This window comes from Duganella sp. CF402 (assembly GCF_900109645.1).
Lineage (GTDB): Bacteria > Pseudomonadota > Gammaproteobacteria > Burkholderiales > Burkholderiaceae_D > Rugamonas.
Window position 1 is genome coordinate 1,684,443 of sequence record NZ_FOBG01000001.1, and the last position, 19,729, is coordinate 1,704,171.

General features: G+C 65.4%; 14 protein-coding genes. 7 read left to right on the forward strand and 7 right to left on the reverse strand.

The features are described 5' to 3' along the window. Window positions 1–6 precede the first annotated feature (6 nt). Both BMZ70_RS07505 and BMZ70_RS07510 read right to left on the reverse strand, forming a co-directional pair. On the reverse strand, window positions 7–2,946 hold the full coding sequence (locus BMZ70_RS07505; protein ID WP_092271822.1) for a type VI secretion system Vgr family protein: 2,940 nt from the start codon (window positions 2,944–2,946) through the stop codon (window positions 7–9). Continuing rightward, window positions 2,943–3,728 (reverse strand): hypothetical protein, encoded by a 786-nt coding sequence (locus BMZ70_RS07510; RefSeq protein ID WP_092271825.1) that lies wholly within the window; start codon window positions 3,726–3,728, stop codon window positions 2,943–2,945. The genes BMZ70_RS07505 and BMZ70_RS07510 overlap by 4 nt, the downstream gene beginning before the upstream one ends. 149 nt (window positions 3,729–3,877) lie before the next feature. On the opposite strand from BMZ70_RS07510, the gene BMZ70_RS07515 reads away from it, so the two are divergent. The 7 genes from BMZ70_RS07515 to tssA are packed head-to-tail and all read left to right on the forward strand — an operon-like array spanning window position 3,878 to window position 13,168. Continuing rightward, the gene (locus BMZ70_RS07515) at window positions 3,878–4,717 is read left to right on the forward strand and encodes a M15 family metallopeptidase (protein ID WP_229205329.1); all 840 of its coding nucleotides are present in this window, start codon (window positions 3,878–3,880) and stop codon (window positions 4,715–4,717) included. A 9-nt stretch (window positions 4,718–4,726) separates the two neighbouring features. After that, window positions 4,727–4,990 (forward strand): PAAR domain-containing protein, encoded by a 264-nt coding sequence (locus tag BMZ70_RS07520; protein WP_092271831.1) that lies wholly within the window; start codon window positions 4,727–4,729, stop codon window positions 4,988–4,990. A gap of 3 nt (window positions 4,991–4,993) precedes the next feature. After that, window positions 4,994–6,439, forward strand: a complete 1,446-nt coding sequence (locus BMZ70_RS07525) for a hypothetical protein (RefSeq protein WP_092271834.1) — start codon at window positions 4,994–4,996, stop codon at window positions 6,437–6,439. Window positions 6,440–6,467: 28 nt separating this feature from the next. Next, entirely contained in the window at window positions 6,468–10,385 is a 3,918-nt protein-coding gene (gene tssM / locus BMZ70_RS07530; RefSeq protein ID WP_092277654.1) for a type VI secretion system membrane subunit TssM, read from the forward strand. Next, window positions 10,382–11,368, forward strand: coding sequence for a type VI secretion system-associated protein TagF (tagF, locus tag BMZ70_RS07535; protein ID WP_092271837.1), 987 nt, complete (start codon window positions 10,382–10,384; stop codon window positions 11,366–11,368). Before tssM ends, tagF begins: the two co-directional genes overlap by 4 nt. Window positions 11,369–11,371: 3 nt before the next feature. Beyond that, entirely contained in the window at window positions 11,372–12,136 is a 765-nt protein-coding gene (locus BMZ70_RS07540) for an OmpA family protein (RefSeq protein WP_092271841.1), read from the forward strand. Between the two features lie 9 nt (window positions 12,137–12,145). Beyond that, window positions 12,146–13,168, forward strand: a complete 1,023-nt coding sequence (gene tssA, locus BMZ70_RS07545; RefSeq protein WP_092271843.1) for a type VI secretion system protein TssA — start codon at window positions 12,146–12,148, stop codon at window positions 13,166–13,168. Window positions 13,169–13,175: 7 nt separating this feature from the next. Here tssA and tssH read toward each other — a convergent pair whose 3' ends face one another. The 5 genes from tssH to BMZ70_RS07570 are packed head-to-tail and all read right to left on the reverse strand — an operon-like array spanning window position 13,176 to window position 19,725. Beyond that, window positions 13,176–15,815, reverse strand: a complete 2,640-nt coding sequence (tssH, locus tag BMZ70_RS07550) for a type VI secretion system ATPase TssH (RefSeq protein WP_092271846.1) — start codon at window positions 15,813–15,815, stop codon at window positions 13,176–13,178. A 13-nt stretch (window positions 15,816–15,828) separates the two neighbouring features. Beyond that, window positions 15,829–16,911 carry a type VI secretion system baseplate subunit TssG gene (tssG, locus tag BMZ70_RS07555; RefSeq protein ID WP_092271849.1) on the reverse strand — a complete coding sequence of 361 codons (1,083 nt, stop codon included), beginning with the start codon at window positions 16,909–16,911 and terminating at the stop codon, window positions 15,829–15,831. Beyond that, window positions 16,875–18,719, reverse strand: a complete 1,845-nt coding sequence (gene tssF / locus BMZ70_RS07560) for a type VI secretion system baseplate subunit TssF (RefSeq protein WP_092271852.1) — start codon at window positions 18,717–18,719, stop codon at window positions 16,875–16,877. Before tssF ends, tssG begins: the two co-directional genes overlap by 37 nt. 4 nt (window positions 18,720–18,723) lie before the next feature. Beyond that, on the reverse strand, window positions 18,724–19,227 hold the full coding sequence (tssE, locus tag BMZ70_RS07565; protein ID WP_092271855.1) for a type VI secretion system baseplate subunit TssE: 504 nt from the start codon (window positions 19,225–19,227) through the stop codon (window positions 18,724–18,726). 6 nt (window positions 19,228–19,233) lie between these two features. Further along, complete coding sequence (locus BMZ70_RS07570; protein WP_092271858.1) at window positions 19,234–19,725, reverse strand: Hcp family type VI secretion system effector; 492 nt, start codon at window positions 19,723–19,725, stop codon at window positions 19,234–19,236. Between the last annotated feature and the right edge of the window lie 4 nt (window positions 19,726–19,729).

Sequence of the window (19,729 nt, forward strand, 5' to 3'; positions counted from 1 at the left end):
CTCACCTTACTGCCCCTTCCCTGTCGCCTGATTGATAGGGACGCCTTGCGCCAGCGTCTTGTTGTCGACCTTGAACTTGAGTCCGGTCAGCGGCCAAGGCGTATTCCAGGCGTCGTCGTAATCAGCCTTGACTTCTACCCAGGTATTCTCAGCTTTCGGCAAAACTGGCAAAACCGGATCAATCCGGGTAGGACCACTAAAATTCTTCTTCCCCGCATGAATGGTCAGCTTTCCCGGGCACTGCACCGTAATGTTGCCGCCCTCGATGGTGATGTTGGCGCCGCCGGTGGTGGACAGGCTGATGCGCTTGGCCGCCGCCCAGTCCACGCTGGCGTTGGCGCTGATGATGTTGATGTCGTCGCGCGCCTGCACTTTCAGTTCATCGGCCTGGGCCTGGATGTCGATGGCGTCCTTGGCCGCGATCAGCTGCATGCCCAGCCCGCCCTCGCCGGCCTTGACCGCGCCGCCCAGCACGCCGATGGCCTGGCCGCTGTGCGCGCGCATCTGGCCGCCGACCATGAACTGGCTGTCGTTGCCGCTCATGAGCGAGATAGTTTCGCCATTGGCCAGCTGCACCGCCGCGCCCGAGGTGACGCCGATGCCGCTCTTGCCGCTGATGGCGATGATCGGCGCGCTGGCGTGCGGTAGCTGGTCGTCGCCCGGTGCAGTTTTCTTTTCCACAGCATCCGCCTTGGCCGCGTCGAGGCTGGCGTTGCCGACCATGCCGGATACCGCCGTTAGCATCGCTTGCAGCGGCGCGGCCTTGTCGTCCAGCGTGCTGGCGTTGGCTTTGGCGGCGCCGAGGTGGCTGGCCAGCGTCACCGTTTCGTGCGTCTTGGCGGCTTCGCTGAAGGTCTCGCCCAGCTTGACGGCTTGCTTGAGCAGCGCGATGCCGGCGGCGTTGTCGCCAGCCGGCTCGCGCGCGTCGGCGCTGTGGTTGATCTTGTAGCTGCTGACCAGCAGGCCGGCGCCGGCGCGCACCGCGCCATAGGCATCGGTACGCATCTCCGCGCCCTGACCGCGCAGGCTGCCGCGATAATTGTCCGCGCTATGGATCAGGTGACCAAGAGTGAGTTCGCTGGCGGCATGCGTCGAGCGCAGCTGCACCCGTCCTTGCGCATCGGTGTCGTCGAACAGCAGCTGGTTGTAGCCAGAGCCGCCAAACTCCTTGCTGCGCACGCCCCACTGCGCGGCAGCGTTGCGGTGGCCGGCGCTGTCGGCCGAGGCGCCATGCCACAACGGACTGTTGCCACCAGCCAGATTGCCTTGCGCCGATGGCACGTGATCAGCGGCCGGCTGAAAACGCGTCTCTTCGCCTCCGCTGCTTTGCGCGCCCGGCGTGGGCGCGATACCGCCCTCGCCTTGCCCGTTGTACAGCGCGCCGATGATGATGGGGCGGTCAATATCGTTCTCGATAAATTGCACCAGCACTTCCTGGCCGATGCGCGGCAGGAACTGGCTGCCCATGCCGCCGCCGGCCGAGCGCTGCGCCACGCGCACCCAGCAGGTGGCGTCGCCGTTGTCCTGCCAGTGGTAGCGGATGCGCACGCGGCCCAGCTTGTCGCAATACAGTTCGTCCGCGCCGGACGGCTGCGCGAGGCCGTCGGCGCCGATGACGATGGCGCTCTGCGCGCCGCGCGCGGTGGGCTTGGGATGGCTCCGGCCATCGCTGCCCGGCAGCTGCGGGCGCCAGATCACGTCGGCAGCCACCGCTTCAAAGCCGTTGGCGTACCCGGTTTCACGCGCCTGGGCGATGGTCAGGGCAAAGTCGTCCGGCGCGTCGATGGCGACTTCTTCCAGCAATTCCGGCAGCGGGCCGAACAACTCGGCCAACGCTTGCTGCGCGGGCGACGGCAGATTGTTCACGCCGACGCTGCGCACGCGCAGCAGCACGTAGCTGGGCGCGGCGTCGGTGGTCAGCGGGCCCTGCGTCAGCGTGAAGCGCGTGCCGGCGGCCAGGGTGCGCACGGTGGAACGGCCACGCCACAGCTGGGCAGCAGCTTCGCGGCCTTGCATCTGGATGTCGGCATAGCGCTGCGCTTGTGCGGCGTTGGCGTAGGCGTATTGGCCCGGCACGTCGTAGCTTTCCAGCGCCGGCAGCTTGCCGGCCGGGAGACTTGATGGCGCGCTGGCGTTGACTGCCTGCTTGGCCTTGTAGTCGTAGCTCAGCAGCGTGGTCAGCGACGCCGTCACGGCGCGGCGCGACTGCAAGGCCTGAATGGTGTCGGCCGCTTCGCCGGCGCGCACACCGTGGTAGCGGATGCCGCCGCCCGCCGCGCTGCTGGCGTCTTCGGGTGTGGCGCTGGCTTGGCTGCTGTCGGCGAACAGCACCACGCCGACGCCGTCGTCCAATTGTTCGTAGCGCCAGGCCAGGCCTTCTTCGGTCAGCAGGCGCTGCACGAAATCGAGATCGGATTCGCGGTACTGGCAGCAGTAGCTGCGCGCCACCGCGTCCGCCATGAACGGCCCGGTCTCTTCGCTCCAGCGCCATTGCGCCAACGGGGCATAGCCTTCAAACACTGCGTCGATGATGTCGACCACGGTCTTGTCCTGCCACACGCGGCTGTTACGCACCTGGCTCAGGCGCCACAGCCACGGCGTCAGGCGCAGGCGGAAGCGCGCCAGGCCGCCTTCGCTGCCCAGCATGGCCGCTTGCGTGATCTCGCCATGAAATTGGGTACGGCTGCCGTCGGCAAGGCTGACCGCCAGCGCGGCCTGCCGACCCAGCAGCGGGGCCAGTTGTACCGAGGCGTTGGTCGACAACACGATCACATCGCGCGGACCGACGCCCTGCACGCTGTCGTCCGCCGCAAAGGCCTCGACCAGCAAACCGCCCGCGCCGAGGTCGGCGCTATCGCCATCATCGAGCGTCAATTCGTACAAGCGGGTGACGCTGGAAAACTCGGCCAGTGCGGTGGTGATTTGTTCCAGTAGTGCGAGGCTCATGATTCGGCAGCAGTTTTCACCGCCACTGGCTGCTGCTTGCACTCAGGCTCCTTGCGGGCGGTGGTCGCGCACAGGTGTTCGCGGCATTGGGCGGCGCCGGCTTCGTTCATCCGGCTGCATTGCTTGAGCTGGTAGGCCGGGGTCGAGGTTTCTTTGGCAGTTTTGCCGGATTGGACGTGCGCCATCAGCGCCGCCAGCAAAGCGACGTCGCTGTCCGGCTGCGCTTTAGGTTTGGTCTCGGTTTTTTTCGCCACTTGCACTGGCTTCCTGGCCGGTTTGTCGGCTTTCTTGTGTTCGACCAGCTTGGGCTTGACCGGCGCCGCGTGCGGCTTTTCCAGCGCGGCGGTCAGTTCATCCTTCGGTGGCTTGGCCGGCGTGTCGTTCAGCATTTCTTTGAGCGAGCGCGTGTTGTCGGCCGCAGGGCTGACGGCGGCCGTTTCTTCGACGATGGTGGCAGCTGGGACGGCAGCCGGTGCCGGCGCCGGCGGCTCAGGCTGCGGTGCGGCGGCCATCGGCGTCTGGGCCTCAGGCAAGGTGAGCTTGGGACCGGGCGTGAAATTCAGGACCGCCGCGATGCCGACGGCAAGCAGGGCAATCGCCGCAGCGCCGCCGGCCAACAGCGCTTTCTTGCGCCCGACCGGGCCCACGCCAACAGCCGACGCCGTGGCCGGGCGGCGTTCCAGCCCGTCCAGGACGCTGGCGCGGCCGTCCTCGGCCGGGGGTTCCGTCGACAGAAGACTGGGGCGTCCACTGGTCGTGGGGCGTTTTTCTTCACCTTGCAAAATTAGCTCCCTTATTAATTTCGCATCACTTTAAAACATTCAAAGAAATCATGCCGCACGGCTAGTTTCAATCGTGCGCGGGCTTGTCATAACTCTAATATATACTCCAAAGCAATGCTTTTTAGACATTTAATGACTTCGAGGGCAACGTGTTCCTACTGGCGGTAACTGGGTATTTCGTACTGGCGTGCGCCATCAGCTGGATGGTGCTGTTCCCGTCCGGGCGCGATTTTGTGGCGTCGGCGCTGGCCGGCGCCGGCGCGCGCCTGCAATACCGGCTGAACCGGCTGGCGCAGCGCCGCCGCGCCAGCCTGGACGCGGCAGCCCGTTCCGGCCGGGCGTCCATCGGGGGCTTGCATGAGTTCTGGGAACAGCACTCCCTGTTCTGCCTCGGCGGCCTGGCGCTGCTGTGCCTGCCGCCCCTGCTGGCCGTGCTGTTGGCAGGCAGGCCGACGCTCAGCGGCTACGACGCCTCCACGCGCGAGATCAACACCCAAGTGGCCGGCCTGCTGCAAGGCGAGCAGTTGGTGCCGCCGCCGGCACTGCCGCCGCTGGTGTTCACCACCGCCGAAGTGCAGCTGGAGCGGCCGCTGCTGGTCTCGGCCAGCCGCGACTGGGCCTTGCTCGACAGCGCCTACGCGCAACGGCTGCTGATGGCCTTCCGCATCATGAAGGAAAAATATGGCTATGACATGGCCCTGCTGGAAGGCTACCGCAGTCCCGAGCGCCAGAACACGCTGGCTGCGATGGGCGCCGGTGTGACCAATGCCGCCGCCTTCCAGAGCTGGCACCAATACGGCCTGGCCGCCGACTGCGCCTTCCTGCGTGACGGCAAGCTGGTGATTTCAGAACGCGACCCGTGGGCCATGCGCGGCTACCAGTTGTACGGCGAAGTGGCCGAGTCGCTGGGCCTGACCTGGGGCGGGCGCTGGAAGATGATGGATTTCGGGCACACGGAACTGCGCCGGCCCGGCGTAATGAACAAATAGGAGAGCAGCATGGCAGGACCAGTTATCGTCTTGGGCGACAAGACTTCACACCACGGCGCAGTGGTCGAGTGTTCGCAGATGAGCGACAGCGGCGGCAAGGGGATCGCCCGCGTGGGCGACAAGATCACTTGCCCGCGGCATGGCGACGGCACCATCACCAGCGGCGATCCGAGCATGCTGGTGGACGGCAAGCCGGTGGCGCGTCATGGCGACAAGACCTCGTGCGGGGCGACCCTGATCGCCACCCAGCAAACCACCGTGGACCAGGTCTAGCTTATGAACTGGCTGCGCAATATCGCCCTTGCCGGCGTCGCATTTGGCGGCAGCTGGGGCGGCGCCATCTGGTTCTGGCGCGAGACCAACCGCATGCCGGCCACCAGCGAACTGGCCTTATACTTGCTGGTGTTGCCGCTGTTGCTGCTGTCCACATGGTGGCTGGGCCGCAAGGCATGGGCGCGCGCCAGCGCGGCAGCGGCGACTGCCGGCACGGTCGGCGCTGCGCCAGCCGCCGAGGCAACGCCAGCCGCGCCACCGCTGGCGCCGGCCTTGCAGATCGCGGCCAGCGCCGTACGCGTGCCGCACGGCGCGTCGATGCCGGAACTGCGCGCCGCGCTGGCCGCCAACCGCGCCCGCCCGGCGCTGGACCAGGAACTGTACGACGATGACGGCTATCCGATTCTGAGCGCGCGACTGGCCGATGCCGGCGAGGCCGCGCTGCGCGAAGACCTCGAACACTGGCGCACCACACAGGCGCTGAACGATCCGCGTTTCGACCTGGCGCAGTGGCGCGCCTTGGCCGCCGCCACCTCGGTGCTGGCAGAGCTGGCGGCGCTGGCGGCCAGCCATGAACAGCTGGCGCCGTGGCTGCAACAGGAGCAGGCGCGCCAGCACAATCGCCTGCCGCCGGACGCCGCGCCGCTGCCCCCACCGCCGGTGATGCAATTGCTGCCCGTGTGGCCGCCTGAATGGCAGGCGCCGCAGCGGAGCCTCGCCGAACAATGGCTGCGCGCAATCGCCATCGAGGCCGGATGGCCGTCGCAGCGCCTCGCCAGCGCCGCGCCGCCGGCAGCGCACACTGCGGACGCGGCGCAAGTACTGGCCGGCCTGCTGACGCGCTGCGGTGACCCTCGCCAGCCCTGCCTGGCCATCGTGATTGCCGCCGGCTCGCACCTGAGCGATGCCGGCATCGGCCGGCTGGCAAACGACAACGCACTGTTTACCGCCAATAGTCCGCAAGGCCGCATCCCCGGCGAGGGAGCGGCCGGCCTGTTGCTGGCCGATCCTGCCCAGGCGGCACTGCTGGCCGGCAGCGAGCGGGGCAGCCTGCTGCAGGCGCTGCACAGCGGCCAGCGCGGCAGCGGTGCCGACACCGTCAAGCGCGACACCGACCCCTGCCTGTCCAGCGCCGCCAGCGCGGTGCTGCAAGCCGCGCAAGTCGATGGCGATGCGCTTGCCGCCGTCACCGCCGACACCGGCCACCGCACCAGCCGCGTGACTGAGCTGATGCAGGTGGTCACGTCCGTTGCGCCGCAACTCGATCCCGGCGCCGACGTCGCCAGCATCGGCGCCAGCTGCGGCAGCTGCGGCGATGTCACCTGGCTCACCGCGCTGGCGGTGGCCGACGCCGAAGCACAGGACCGCGGCGGTCCCGTGCTCTGTATCAGCAATGAAGATCCATACCGCCGCTGCGCCGCGCTATTGCGCCCCGCGCTCCCGGCTTGACTACACCAAGCAACCGAGCCCTATCATGATGCAAAAATTCTGGCTATTCCTGATCCACCGCCGCACGCTGATCGTCATCGGCTGGCTGGCCTTTGCCGCGCTGCTGTTCATCGCCAGCGCCCTGCTGCAATGGCCATCCGCCGTTCCGTGGACCGTCTTGGCGGTCGCGCTGCTGTTCGGCGCCGCCGCCTGGTACTGGCGCTACCGCAAGACCCAGCGCGCCGCTGGCGGCCTGGGCGATATGCTGGAACAGCAGGCCAGCAAGCCGGTGAAAGCCGATCCGGCCACGCGCCAGGAAACCGAGGCGCTGCGCACGCGCATGCTGGAAGCCATCGGCACCATCAAGAACTCCAGGCTGGGGCAAACCTCCGGCAACGCCGCGCTGTATGAGCTGCCGTGGTACATGATTATCGGGAATCCGGCGGCCGGCAAAAGCACCGCCATCGCCAGCTCCGGCCTGCAGTTCCCGTTCGCCGACAGCAAGATCGTGCAAGGCGTGGGCGGCACCCGCAACTGCGACTGGTTCTTCACCACCGACGGCATCCTGCTCGACACGGCCGGCCGCTACTCGGTGGTCGACGAAGACCGCGCCGAGTGGTTCGGCTTCCTCGACCTGCTGAAAAAATACCGCAAGAAGGCGCCGATCAACGGCATCATCGTCGCCGTCAGCGTGGCGGAGCTGACGCGCAACCGTCCGGAGTTCGCCATCAACCTGGCCAAGAACCTGCGCCAGCGCGTGCAGGAACTGACGGAGCGGCTGGAAGTGCACGCGCCGGTCTACGTGCTGTTCACCAAAGCCGACCTGATCACCGGCTTCAACGAATTCTTCCAGGACAGCGAGCGCGGCGAGCGCGACAAGGTATGGGGTGCCACCCTGCCCTACAGCCGTAACGCCAGCGGCGAAGATGTGCTGAACCAGTTCGACGCCCGCTTCGACGAACTGTACGAAGGCCTGAAGGACCTCAGCGCCGCCAACATGGCGCTGCAATGGCGCGAGCGCATGCCGCCCGGTGTATTCACCTTCCCGCTGGAATTCAGCTCGATCCGGCCGTCGCTGCGCACCTTCATCGCCACGCTGTTTGAAGAAAACCCGTTCCAGTTCAAGCCTGTATTCCGCGGTTTCTACTTCACCAGCGCGCTGCAGGAAGGCGAAACCGTGTCCGCTTCCTCGCAACGCGTGGCGCAGCGCTTCGACCTGCAGCTGAAACCATCCGGACACGAAGAAGCCCACCAGCAGCAAGGCTACTTCCTGCTTAACCTGTTCCGCAAAGTGATCTTCGCGGACAAGGATCTGGTGGCCCAATACGCCAGCCCGGCCAAGATGCGCATGCGCTACATCGCCTTCTTTGCCGCCACTGCCTTTGCCGGCCTGGCGCTGGCCGGCTGGAGCTGGTCGTACATGAACAACCGCCAGCTGGCCGCCAATGTACAGGCGGACCTGGACCAGGCCATCAAGGTGCAGGAAAAAGCCTTGGACCTGCAATCGCGCTTTGCCGCGCTGGAGATCCTGCAGGACCGCATCGAGCAACTGGATAAATATGAAGAGAACCGGCCGCTGTCGCTGAGCCTCGGCCTGTATCAAGGCACGCTGCTGGACCGCAAGCTGCGCGAGGAATACTTCAACGGCGTGCGTGAAGTGATGCTGAAACCGGTCGGTCAGACGCTGGAGGCCTTCCTTGCGGAAGTCAACAACAATGCCGCGCAGCTGCAGCCGATGTCGCGCCCGCTGAGCGCAGCCCCCGGCAGCACCTCGGTGCCGCCCAACGCCACGCGCGACGAGGCGGCGGCAGCCATCAACAACAGCGCACAGCAGTTCAAGGATGCGTCGCCGGCCGATGCCGAAGACGCCTACAACGCGCTGAAAACCTACCTGATGCTGGGCGATAAATCGCGCGCCGAAGCGGGCCACCTGAACGACCAGATCACCCGCTACTGGCGCGTGTGGCTGGACACCAACCGCGGCGGCATGCCGCGCGAGCAGCTGATCCGCAGCGCCGAGCGCATGATTTCGTTCTATCTGGCGCAGGTCAACGACACCTCGTGGCCGCAGATCGACAACCGCCTGGCGCTGGTCGATCAGACCCGCGACAACCTGCGCCGCGTGGTGCGCGGCATGCCGGCGCGTGAACGCGTGTATGCCGACGTCAAGGCGCGCGCCGCCACCCGTTTCCCGGCGGTGACGGTGAGCTCCATCGTCGGCGATCAGGACAAGGAGCTGGTATTGGGCAGCTATGCCGTGCCGGGCAGCTTTACCCGCGCCGCGTGGCAGGGCTTCGTGCAGGACGCCTTCCGCGAAGCGGCCAACCGCGAGCTGCAAAGCGCGGACTGGGTGCTGAAAACCTCGTCCAAGGATGATCTGACGCTGGAAGGCAGCCCGGAACAAATCCAGAAATCGCTGGTGGACCTGTACAAGAACGACTACGCGCGTGAATGGCAGAAGTTCGTGCAGGGCGTGACGGTGCGTGAGCTGTCCAACTTCGACCAGGCCGCAAACGCAATGAACCGACTGGGCGATCCACAAATCTCGCCGCTGAATAAGCTGATGAACAGCGTCTACGAGCAAACCTCGTGGGACAATCCGTCACTGCTGGACGCTGGCCTGCAACGCGCGCAGCGTGGCGTGGCCGGCTGGTTCAAGGAGACCATCCTGCGCCAGAAACCGTCGCAGGTGAACATCAACATGCCAAGCGGCGGCGTGCAGAACGCCGCCCTGCCGCTTGGTCCGGTGGGCCGTGAGTTCTCCGGTGTGGCGCGCCTGGTGGTGGCCAAGGACAAAGATGCGTCGCTGATGCGCGGCTACATGGAGCAATTGGCCAAGCTGCGCGGCCGCTTCAACCAGATCAAGAACCAGGGCGATCCCGGCCCTGGCGCCAAGCAGCTGATGCAGCAAACGCTGGACGGCAACGGCTCCGAGTTGGCCGACGCGCTGAAATACGTGGACGAGCAAATGCTGACCGGGATGACCGATGCGCAGAAAGCCGCCATCCGTCCGCTGCTGGTGCGTCCGCTGATCCAGAGCTTCGCCGTGATCGTGCAGCCGACCGAGGTGGAGATCAACCAGGTTTGGGCGGCGCAGGTGCTGCAGCCGTTCCGTCAGACGCTGGCCATGAAGTATCCATTTGCCACCGAGTCCAAGGCGGAAGCCAGCAATGCCGAAATCGGCGCGGTGTTCGGTCCTGATGGCGCGATCGCCAAGTTCTTCAACACCACGCTAGGTCCGCTGGTGGTGCGCCGTGGCGACACGGTCAGCACGCGCACCTGGGCCAATATGGGCATCAACCTGGCGCCGCCGGTGGTGGCCAGCTTCCCTGGCTGGGTTGCGCCGCTGGCCGCCAATGGCGTCGCCAATGCCGCAGCTGCCAGCGGCGGCGAGGGCCAGACCAATTTCGATTTGCAGGCGCTGGGCGCGGTCAGTGCGACCGAATTCACCATCGAGATCGATGGCCAGGCCCTGCGCTGGCGCGGCCAGCCGCAGCCCTGGGTGCATATGGCGTGGCCGAATCCCGCCGGTGTCCCGGGCGCGAAGATCACCGCCATTACGCCGGAAGGCCGCAGCGTGGTGATCTTCAACGAGCCAGGCCACTTCGGCCTGAAGAAAATGATCGATGCAGCCAAGCGCAAACGCAAGGACAACGGTGCCTTCGAGCTGACCTGGGATAACGCCGGCGTGTCGGTCACCGCCAACCTGAAAATCGTCGGCACCACGCCGGCGCCAGTGCAGGCGCCAGCCGCACCGGCATCGGCCGGTTTCAAGCGCCTGCGCCTGCCGGACACGGTGACGGCCGCCGCGCCGCCTGCGCCGAACGCCCCGGCAGCAGCGCCGGCGCCGAGCGGTGCCCCGGCTGCGCCGTCTACGCCGCCCACGCCGTCAAACGGCCCGGTCCCGGCCACCATGCCGGTGCCGCCAGCGAATGGCGTCATCCGCACTGCGGGAGCCCAACCATGAGCCGCGGCGCCACTATTGCCAACATCGGCTACTTCGGCAAAGTGCCGGGACGCGGCGACTTCGTGAAAGGCGGCGACAGCCCCGCCCTCATCAAAGTCCTGGACGACTGGCTGGCCCAGGCTATGGACCTGATGAGCGCCGACGCCCGCTGGAAGCTCAATTACGACGCCGTCGCGCCGCTGCACTTCGCCTTTGTCGGCCCGCGCCGGCGACATGCGATCGCCGGCCACATCGTCGCCAGCAGCGACCAGTCGTCGCGCCGCTTCCCCTTCCTGATGACCAGCAGCGTGGAAGTGCCTGAGCCGTCCACCTTCGTCGCCAGCGCGCCGATGGTGTTCAACCGTCTGTGGAACCGCCTGGCGGCGCTGAGCACCAGCGTGGTCAGCGCCGGCGATCCCACCGTGCCGCTGCAACTGGCGGCCAGCGAGCCGGTCGAACTGGATCTGCGCAGCGCCGCCTACCAGGCCAGCTTCGACGATTTCCTGGAACTGCAAACGGTCGGCGGCCTCGATGCCATGCTGGCGCAAGCCGGCTTCAAAGGCTCGTCGCGCCAGGTGCTGCTGGCGCTGGGCATGCTGCTGCAACCGGTGCTGGCCAGTAGCTCCAGCCGGCTGGATAAAACCCTGCTGCTGCCGCTGCCGCAAGACCCGATGTACCGCAACCTGGTTGCCTCGTTCTGGCTGCAGCTGATCACGCCCTTCCTGGCGCGTGCCGACTTCGAACTGGCGCTGTTCCTCACCCGGCTGCGAGAACAGCCGGTGCTGCTGGTCGGCTTCAGCGGCGCCTCGCCGGCCACGCTGCAAGCCATCATGGACCCGCACGCGGCACAGGAGCGCCATATCGCGTTTGAACAACTGGACTGGGTGGAAGAACAAGCGGACAGCGACTACGCCGTCAACAAGCTGTCGACCTACTTGTCGCAACCCTCCCTGTCACTCAAGTCCGCGCTGGAGTCGGTCAGCGCGGCGTTTATCGGAACCTGAATCATGCGAACTCTCCTATTTACAAGCCTGCTACTGGCTGCCGGCGCGGCAAGCGCCCAATCGGGCGCGGTGCAACCCGGCCAGGTGCTGGCTGCCGGCACCGTGCCCGATGAAGCCAGCAAGGCCGCCGTGCTGGCCAAGCTGCGTGAAGTCTACGGCGCGGACAAGGTGGTGGATCAGATCTCGATCGACAAGGTGGCCACGCCAGCCAACTGGAACAGCTACGTGCAAAAGTTGATCACGCCGGACCTGAAGCAGATCAGCCGCGGCCAGTTGAAAATTGATGGCAGCACCGTCAGCCTGCGCGGTGAAGTCGGCAACGAGGCGGTACGCCAACGCATCGCCAGCAATATCGCCACCAGCCTGAATCCAACGTACACCGTCAATAACGGCCTGCGCGTCTCGGCCGCCGACCAGGGCGTGCTCGATAGCGCGCTGGCCAACCGCATCGTCGAATTTGAAAGCGGCAAAGCCGAGTTGACGCCCACCGGCAAAGCCATTCTCGATGAAATGGCGGTGGCGCTGCGCAAACTGACTAACCGCAAGGTCGACATCATCGGCCACACCGACAGCGCCGGCCTGCGCGCCACCAACCAGGGCCTGAGCCAGGCGCGCGCGGAGGCGGTCAAAGCCTACCTGGCCAGTCATGGTATCAACGGCGAGCTGCTGACAGCCAGCGGCCAAGGACCGGACCGGCCAATCGCCAGCAACGACACCGCCGAAGGCCGCGCGCGCAACCGCCGCATTGAATTCCGCATGGCGCAGTAAGAGGACACTATGTATTCCGTACAAGAGCTTTTAGAACCAATTTTCGATAGCCAGCCAGCGGGCGGCGATCTGTCGTTTTCGCCAGAACTGGACGCGATTGCCCAGGCGCGCAAGTTTGACGATCCCTCGCTGGACCAGGGCGAGTGGGTCACTGAATTGAAGGAGGCCGATTGGCCATTCGTGGTTGACCGCTGCGCGCATCTGCTGAAGACCGCCAGCAAGGATTTGCGCCTTGGCGTCTGGCTGACCGAGGCCGGTGCCCGCGTGCACCAGTTGCGCGGCCTGGGAGAGGGCTACCTGCTGCTGGCCGGGCTGTGCGACCAGTACTGGGAGCGCGGCCTGTATCCGCAGGCGGAGGATGGCGACAACGACCAGCGCATCGGCAACCTGGGCTGGATACTGGCGCGCACGCCGGCACTGGTGCGCGAGATCGGCCTGACCGAGAACGGCGACTACTCCACCATCGACTTTGAAGCAGCCCGCAAGCGCGCGTCCAGCGGCGACGAAGCCCTGCAGAACCGCACGCCACGCCTGGCGGACATGGAAGCCGCCAAGCGCAATAACTCGGCGCAGTTTGCGTCGACGTTCCGCGCCGATGCGCAGTTCTGCATCGAGGCGCTGGAGCAACTGGAACGCGCGGCCGACGCGCGGCTGGGCAACGACAGCCCGGGCTTCTCCGCAGCGCGTGATGCGGTGAAATCGATGCTGCATGCAATGCCGGCTGCGGCGCATGCTCCGGCGGCCGTGCAGGCAGAGGTGGGGCAGCCTGAAGATGCCGGGATGGCGCCAGTGCCCGTGCCAACGGGCCGGCCGGGCGTGATCAGCAATCGCGCGCAGGCGGTGGCGCAGCTGCGGGCCGTGGCGGAGTTCTTCCGCCGCAGTGAGCCGCACAGTCCCGCCTCCTACTTTGCCGACAAAGCCGCAGCGGCGGCCGAGCAAGACCTGCACACCTGGCTGCGCTCCGTGGTGAAGGACCAGGCATCGCTGGCCCACATCGAAGAACTGCTCGGCGTCCCGCCGGAACGGGACTGAGCGCGCTTTACTTCACGCTGTATTTGAACTGGCCCTGCTTGTTGGCGCTGACCTTGATCTTGCTGATCGCCGCGCCTTCTGCCATGCGGGCCAGTACCGATTCCGCGATCTCCGGCAGCAGAGTGCCATTGAGGATGTTGTCCACGTTGCGGGCGCCGGAGTCCACTTCCGTGCAGCGCGCCAGCACCGCTTCCACCAGCGCTTCGTCGTAGCTGAATTCCGCCTTGTGATTGACTGCGATACGACGCTCGATCTTGCCCAGTTTGAGCTTGATGATCTCCACCAGCACATCGTCCGGAATCGGATAGAACGGAATCACTTTCAAGCGCCCCAGGAAAGCAGGCTTGAATTGCTTCATCAGCGCCGGACGGATCAGCTGTTCCAGTTCCTCCACCGCCGGCAGTTCTTCCGGTGATTTGTTCAGGCAGGCCTGCATCATCGTGCCCGAAGCGACGTTGGAAGTCAGGATGATGATGGTGTTCCTGAAGTCGATCTCGCGGCCCTCTGCATCATCCATCACGCCCTTGTCGAACACCTGGAAGAACAGTTCCATCACGTCGGGGTGGGCTTTCTCGACTTCGTCCAGCAGCACCACGCTGTAGGGATTGCGGCGCACGGCCTCGGTCAGCACCCCGCCTTCGCCGTAGCCCACGTAGCCCGGCGGCGAACCTTTCAGGCCGGAGACGCTGTGCGCTTCCTGGTACTCGCTCATGTTGATGGTGATGAGTTTGCGCTCGCCGCCATACAGCGTATCGGCCAGCGCCAATGCGGTTTCGGTCTTGCCGATACCGGACGGCCCGACGAACAGGAATACGCCCTTCGGCTTGTTGGGATCATCCAGATTGGCACGCGAGGTACGCACACGCTGTGCCACCGCTTCGATGGCGTGCGGTTGGCCAAGCACGCGCTGCTCCAGGCTTTCCTGCAGGCGCAGCACGGTCTTGATTTCGTCCTTGACCATTTTGCCAAGCGGGATGCCGGTCCAGCCGGCGACAATTTCCGCCACCACGTGGCCGTCCACCTGCACCGGCACCATCGGCGTTTCGCCTTGCAGTGCACGCAGCTCGGCGACCAAAGCCTGAATATCTCGGACCTGCGTACCCTCGCCCGCCGCTGCGCGGGCGGCGATGATGTCGGCCGTCAGCGCTTTCTCGCGCTCCCAGCGCTCGGACAGGGCTTTCAGCTGCTCATCCGCCGCAGCGCGCGACTCGCGCAATTCCTGCCGGCGCGCAGTTTGTGCCGCGCCACCTTCGGCTTGCTCGCGCTCCAGGGCAGCCGCCTCGGCGTCGATACGCTCGATCTGGCGTGACAGCGACTCGATGCGGGCCGGTGTCGCGTTCTGTCCGAGCGCCACCTTGGCACACGCCGTATCCAGCACGCTGATCGCCTTGTCCGGCAGCTGGCGGCCCATGATGTAGCGATGCGACAGGCGCACCGCCTCGGTAATGGCCTCGTCGTACACGCGCACGCCAAAGTGCTTTTCCATGAGCGGCGCCATGCCGCGCAACATGGCGCACGCCAGTTCTTCGCTTGGCTCCTCGACCTTCACCACCTGGAAGCGTCGCGCCAGTGCGGCATCTTTTTCAAAATACTTCTTGTACTCGCCCCACGTGGTGGCGGCGATGGTGCGCAATTCGCCGCGCGCCAATGCTGGCTTAAGCAGATTGGCCGCGTCGTTCTGGCCGGCCTGGCCGCCGGCGCCGATCATGGTATGCGCTTCGTCGATGAACAGGATGATGGCGTGCGGGCTTTTCTTCACCTCGTCGATGACGTTCTTCAGACGGTTTTCGAACTCGCCCTTGACGCTGGCGCCGGCTTGCAGCAGGCCCATATCCAGCGTGTGGATCTCCACACCTTTCAGCACATCCGGCACGTCGTTCTGCGCGATCCGCAGCGCCAGCCCTTCCACCACGGCGGTCTTGCCGACGCCGGCCTCGCCGGTCAGGATGGGATTGTTCTGGCGGCGACGCATCAGGATATCGATGGCCTGGCGGATTTCCAGATCGCGGCCGATGACCGGATCGACCTTGCCATCGCGCGCGCGCTGCGTCAGGTTGGTGGTGAACTGGTCCAGAGACGGCGTTTTGCTGGCCGCGCGGGCTTGCAGCTCGCCGACCGGATCGCCGCCCTCGCCCGCTGCTGCGGCGGGCTTCGCCACCGGAACCTCTTCCGAGCCGACGGTGATCTTGTCCAGATTGTGCTTGATCTGCTCCAGATCGAAGCGCGCGAACAGTTTGGAACTACGCGCCGCCAGCTGCGATAACTCGGTATCCGTCAGCAGCGCCTGCAGCAGATGGCCGCTGCGGATCTGCGCCTGGGTATCGTCCTGCAGATCCAGCGAGGCAATCAGCCAGGCGTTTTCAAACAACTTGGGCAAGCGTGCCGAGAACACCGGCGTGCGCGTATTGCCGTTCTTGAAGCGCCCTACTTCGGCGCGCAGGTCCGCTTCCAATTGGCTGATGCTGATATCGCACTGGCGCGCGATGAGCGCCACATCGCTCCTGGGCTGCTCCAGCAGGGCCAGGAACAGGTGCTCGATGTCGACCTCGTACTGGCCCAGCGAAACGCACAAGCTGGCGGCGCGCGTGGCGGCGGCGCGGCTGGTGTCGTTCAATTTGCCGATCAGCGTTTTCAGATTGATGCTCATGTTGTTATCCTTTTTATGATGTGTGTATCTCGTAGCGGACATCGCTGCGGTCCTGCCGCTGCGCCTCGGTGACCAGGAAACTGTCCCAGCCCAATCGTCCGCCACAACAGTCTTCATCCAGCCTTGCGCCCTGCACGTCCTCGGCGCGCAACACCAGCTGCACTTCATATTCCAGCGACACGCCGGTGAACATGGTCAGCATGTTCTCCAGCGCGCGCGCCGCTTTACCGCCGGGCAGGAAGGATTCGTAGCCTTCCAGATCCAGCGGGCCGATCACCAGCCGCAAACGCAAGTCGCGCTGCCAGACGCGCGCACCGGTCATGGCGCCGCCACCGAGCACCGCGTTGGCCATGCCCAGCGTGGTCTGCTGGCCAGCCGGCACGTCGTACCAGGCGCCGATAAACTGCTCGGCGCGCACCGGCTGGCAGAAATATTCCGACAGCACCCGCGCGATCTGCACCGCCGATGCCGGGCGCTGCCCCATCGCGGTGGCGAAGTACGCCACCGATTCATCCAGCACGCCATCGCCGCCGTCGGACAGGCGCCGCCGCAGCGACGGGTTGTGCATGCCGGCCAGCGACAGCAGCAGCGGCAGGAATTCATCCCGGCCGTGCAGCTGATACTTCAACTCCAGCCGGTACTTGCGCCACGCTTCGTAGAACAGCGCCAGCGCGCGGTTGGAAAAGGTATCGAGGAAGGCACGCGGCCCCTCGTCCTTCTGGTACAACGTGTGCGCGGCGATACGTTCCGTGTAATGCGCCGGCAGCGTGCCGCTGCTGCCCAAAAAACCCATGAAGGCCGGCGTGATGCGGATGTAACGCAGCTGCGCCGTCTTCAGCGCCTCACCGAGGCTGCGCGCATCAGTCGCCATGTCGCGCGGCTCCGGCTGCAGCGTTTCCAGCTGGCTGGCCGGGAAGCTGAGCGAGGTCGAATTCTGGAAGCGCAGGAAGTTGGCCACCGCGCTTTCGCCTGGCGCGCCGTGCCGCCTGAGCCACAGCTCCAGCATGCGCACGGCCTGGAAGTATTCGAACTTGTGCGGCTGCGAGAACAGGCGCTCGATTACAGCAGGCTCAAATCGCCGCTTCGTGGCAAGCATCGCAGCAGTTCCTCTCCGTTTTTATTCGATTTGATGACCAGCTGCGTGAAGCTGTTGGCGTGCACGTATAGCCCAAGGAAGCGCTCGACGATCTGTGCAAAGGCATGGATGCCGCTGCCGACGAAGGCTTCTTCGTCCACCGTCAGCGTCACTTCGACGCCGCGCACCAGGCAGGCGAAGGGATTCCCCGGCAGCCAGGTATTGGCGGCCTTGTGCGACACCGCGACGATGCCGCCGATCTGCCGCTGCGACGCCGGTGAACGCGGCAGGTCGTACAGCGTGAGCATCTCGCGGAAGGCGTCAACGCCGCCGCCGGTGAGCGACAGATGGTTCAGCGACAGGTGTGAAATCAGGCGCCAGTGCGCACCGCGCCCGCGCGCAAAGCGGTACGACGGCGTCGGCTTGCGCAGGAAGCTGATGGCGCGCACGCTTGATCCGCCTTCCAGGAACAGGTCACCGCCGCGCATGCCGTAGGTTAGCGATGCAGGTAAGTCGCGGTTGGTGCAGGTCAGCTCCAGGCTCAGGGTGTCGGTTTCGACTTCCGCCGGGTCGAAGTCGATGTCGACGATGGAAATCTGCGTTTCGTAGCCCGGGCTTTTCTCCGCGATGTCCTCGTCGCGCCGGGCGACCCAGTAATGACCGTTCTTTTCCGGGGTCTGGCCGTGGCGCAGCGAGTAGAACGGGCGGAATTCCTGCACCGATTCGCCCTGCGGCGTTTGCCGTACCAGCTTGACCGATTCAATCGCCTGCACCGCGTAGGCAAACGCCCGGCGCGCATCGGCCAACACCGGATAGCTGGCGGTGGCGTGCGTCAGCCGTATCGGTTCGCCGCGCTGGCGGAACAGATTCACCACCGGCGTGCAGCCCAGCAGCACGTTGTTGGTACTGAGCGTGGCCAGCATGCGCGCCAGGTCGGAATCCGTGCGCATGCCGGACAGCGCCAGATGCAAGGTGACCGACTTGCAGCCCGCCGGCAGCGCGCCGCTCATGGCGTGCAGGTCGATATCGAAGAAGTTGAATTTCTCGGGGAAGCAGAAATACTCGGTCAGCAGGCGGTAGGCCGTGTGCGAGCGCGCCGAAAAATCGATCAGCGCTTCATCCTCGCCAAAGCCGACCGGCGATACCGGTATCTTGTGCAGCTGGCTCCAGCGGCCATTGCCATCCGCTTCCACGTAGGCCGCCAGCGCGCGCGTGAACAGCGCATCGCGCAGCGCGGCGCAGAACGACGGTTCGCCGTCGATGAACACGCGCAGCTTGCCGAGACCCAGCTGCGCCAGCGTCACCTGCTCCGCCGTGCAGGACAAGGTCAGGCTGATGCTGGAGGTGGCTTGCGGCGGCGGGCGCACCGCTTCCGGCGCGGCGATGATGGGCGCGAAGCTGGCGCCGTCCAGCGCCAGCGGCGCCACCGTCACCGGATACGCGGTGCGGAAGGTGCAGGTGGCGCCGCGCACCGGGCGCGTGGTCAGCTGCGTGCCGCGCGCTATCTCGCTGGCGGTGGTCAGCTGCGCGGCGGCGCCGCTGAAGTCCATGCGCGCGATCGAGCATGATGGAAAAGGCCGCAGGTAGTGCGGGTACAGCACTTCAAACAGCGCCTCGGTAAATTCGGGATAGTCGTCGTCGAGCCGCTTGGCGATGCGTGAATTGAGCAGCGCGAAGGACTCGATCATGCGTTCGATGTGCGGGTCTTCGCACACCTCGCCGCCGATCAGCAAGCGGCCGGCGATTTTAGGGTAGCGTTCCGAGAACTCGCGCGAATAACGGCGCAGGAATCCCAGTTCACGCTCATAGTACGGCAGTAGTTGTTCCAATTTCTCAAACTCCCAGCGGCGTCGGGGTCAGGCGGCGCGCCTTGCTGATGGTGTAATGCAGGCTTGAGGGCTGCAGGACTGCGTCAAAATTGACAGGTTCATGGGCGCTGTGGACCACCAGCAGCGCCGTAATCGCGAAATTCAAACGGTTGACGGCGTCCGCCCGCAGCTCCAGCGACGCCTGCACATTGCGCAGGCGCGGCTCGTGGCGGGCGATTGCTTTTTCCAGGCTGCGGCAGATGAAAGCACGATCGTCCGTGCTCGACAGCGACAGGCCGGCAAAGTCATTCAGGCCATAGGTCGCGATCGACCGGCCGCACTCCGGAAAGCGTTTCAGGAGATCCTCCGGGATGACGGCCCGTGTATTCAGCAGCGCTTCGAGGTCGCGCGCCACCGAATCCTTCAAGTCTTCGATGGACAAGCGCGACACCGCGCCGCTGTTGCCGTTGCTGCCGTTGGGTGGCCCGTCCATCAGACGGTCGAACAAACCCGGAGTAAATCCCTTCATTGCAAATTAAGCCGTCTTGTTGGAGGCCAGATCCCAGCCGCCGGAGGTGTTACCACCCGAACCACCACCCACTTTCTGCTGGGTGTACTTCCACTTGACCTTGGAGTATTTCAGGGCCACGTCCTCGGTCAGGATATTGCCTGCTTCAACGGCCGGCGCCACGCTCGAGATCAGCACGTTTTCCAGTTCGATTTCGAAGTACTTCACGCGGTCGCCCTGGCCGTCGGCGCGCAGGAATTCCAGCTTGGCCTTCGGCAGGGTTTTACCCGACGAGCAGTTTTGCAGCAGCAGCGGCGTGGCCAGGTCGGCCAGTTTGCTGACCACGATGTCTTTGTGCTCGGTACGTTCGGCGGTGTGGCCGCCGCCGGTCGACGCCGTAGCCGATTTCGGCTGCAGCACTTCCCACTGCACCGATTTCACTTCGATCCAGTCTTTGTGGGAGGTGTCTGCCGACTCGCCTTTGATGCCGTCGATTTGCAGATATACGTCGATTGCCATTGGT

Bases quoted from the DNA above. Each gene is read 5' to 3' on its own strand.
- tssE (WP_092271855.1), bottom strand. From the start codon at position 19,227: ATGAAGGGATTTACTCCGGGTTTGTTCGACCGTCTGATGGACGGGCCA.
- BMZ70_RS07525 (WP_092271834.1), top strand. From the start codon at position 4,994: ATGAACTGGCTGCGCAATATCGCCCTTGCCGGCGTCGCATTTGGCGGC.
- tssA (WP_092271843.1), top strand. From the start codon at position 12,146: ATGTATTCCGTACAAGAGCTTTTAGAACCAATTTTCGATAGCCAGCCA.
- BMZ70_RS07570 (WP_092271858.1), bottom strand. From the start codon at position 19,725: ATGGCAATCGACGTATATCTGCAAATCGACGGCATCAAAGGCGAGTCG.
- tagF (WP_092271837.1), top strand. From the start codon at position 10,382: ATGAGCCGCGGCGCCACTATTGCCAACATCGGCTACTTCGGCAAAGTG.
- BMZ70_RS07540 (WP_092271841.1), top strand. From the start codon at position 11,372: ATGCGAACTCTCCTATTTACAAGCCTGCTACTGGCTGCCGGCGCGGCA.
- BMZ70_RS07505 (WP_092271822.1), bottom strand. From the start codon at position 2,946: ATGAGCCTCGCACTACTGGAACAAATCACCACCGCACTGGCCGAGTTT.
- tssM (WP_092277654.1), top strand. From the start codon at position 6,468: ATGCAAAAATTCTGGCTATTCCTGATCCACCGCCGCACGCTGATCGTC.
- BMZ70_RS07520 (WP_092271831.1), top strand. From the start codon at position 4,727: ATGGCAGGACCAGTTATCGTCTTGGGCGACAAGACTTCACACCACGGC.
- tssG (WP_092271849.1), bottom strand. From the start codon at position 16,911: ATGCTTGCCACGAAGCGGCGATTTGAGCCTGCTGTAATCGAGCGCCTG.
- tssH (WP_092271846.1), bottom strand. From the start codon at position 15,815: ATGAGCATCAATCTGAAAACGCTGATCGGCAAATTGAACGACACCAGC.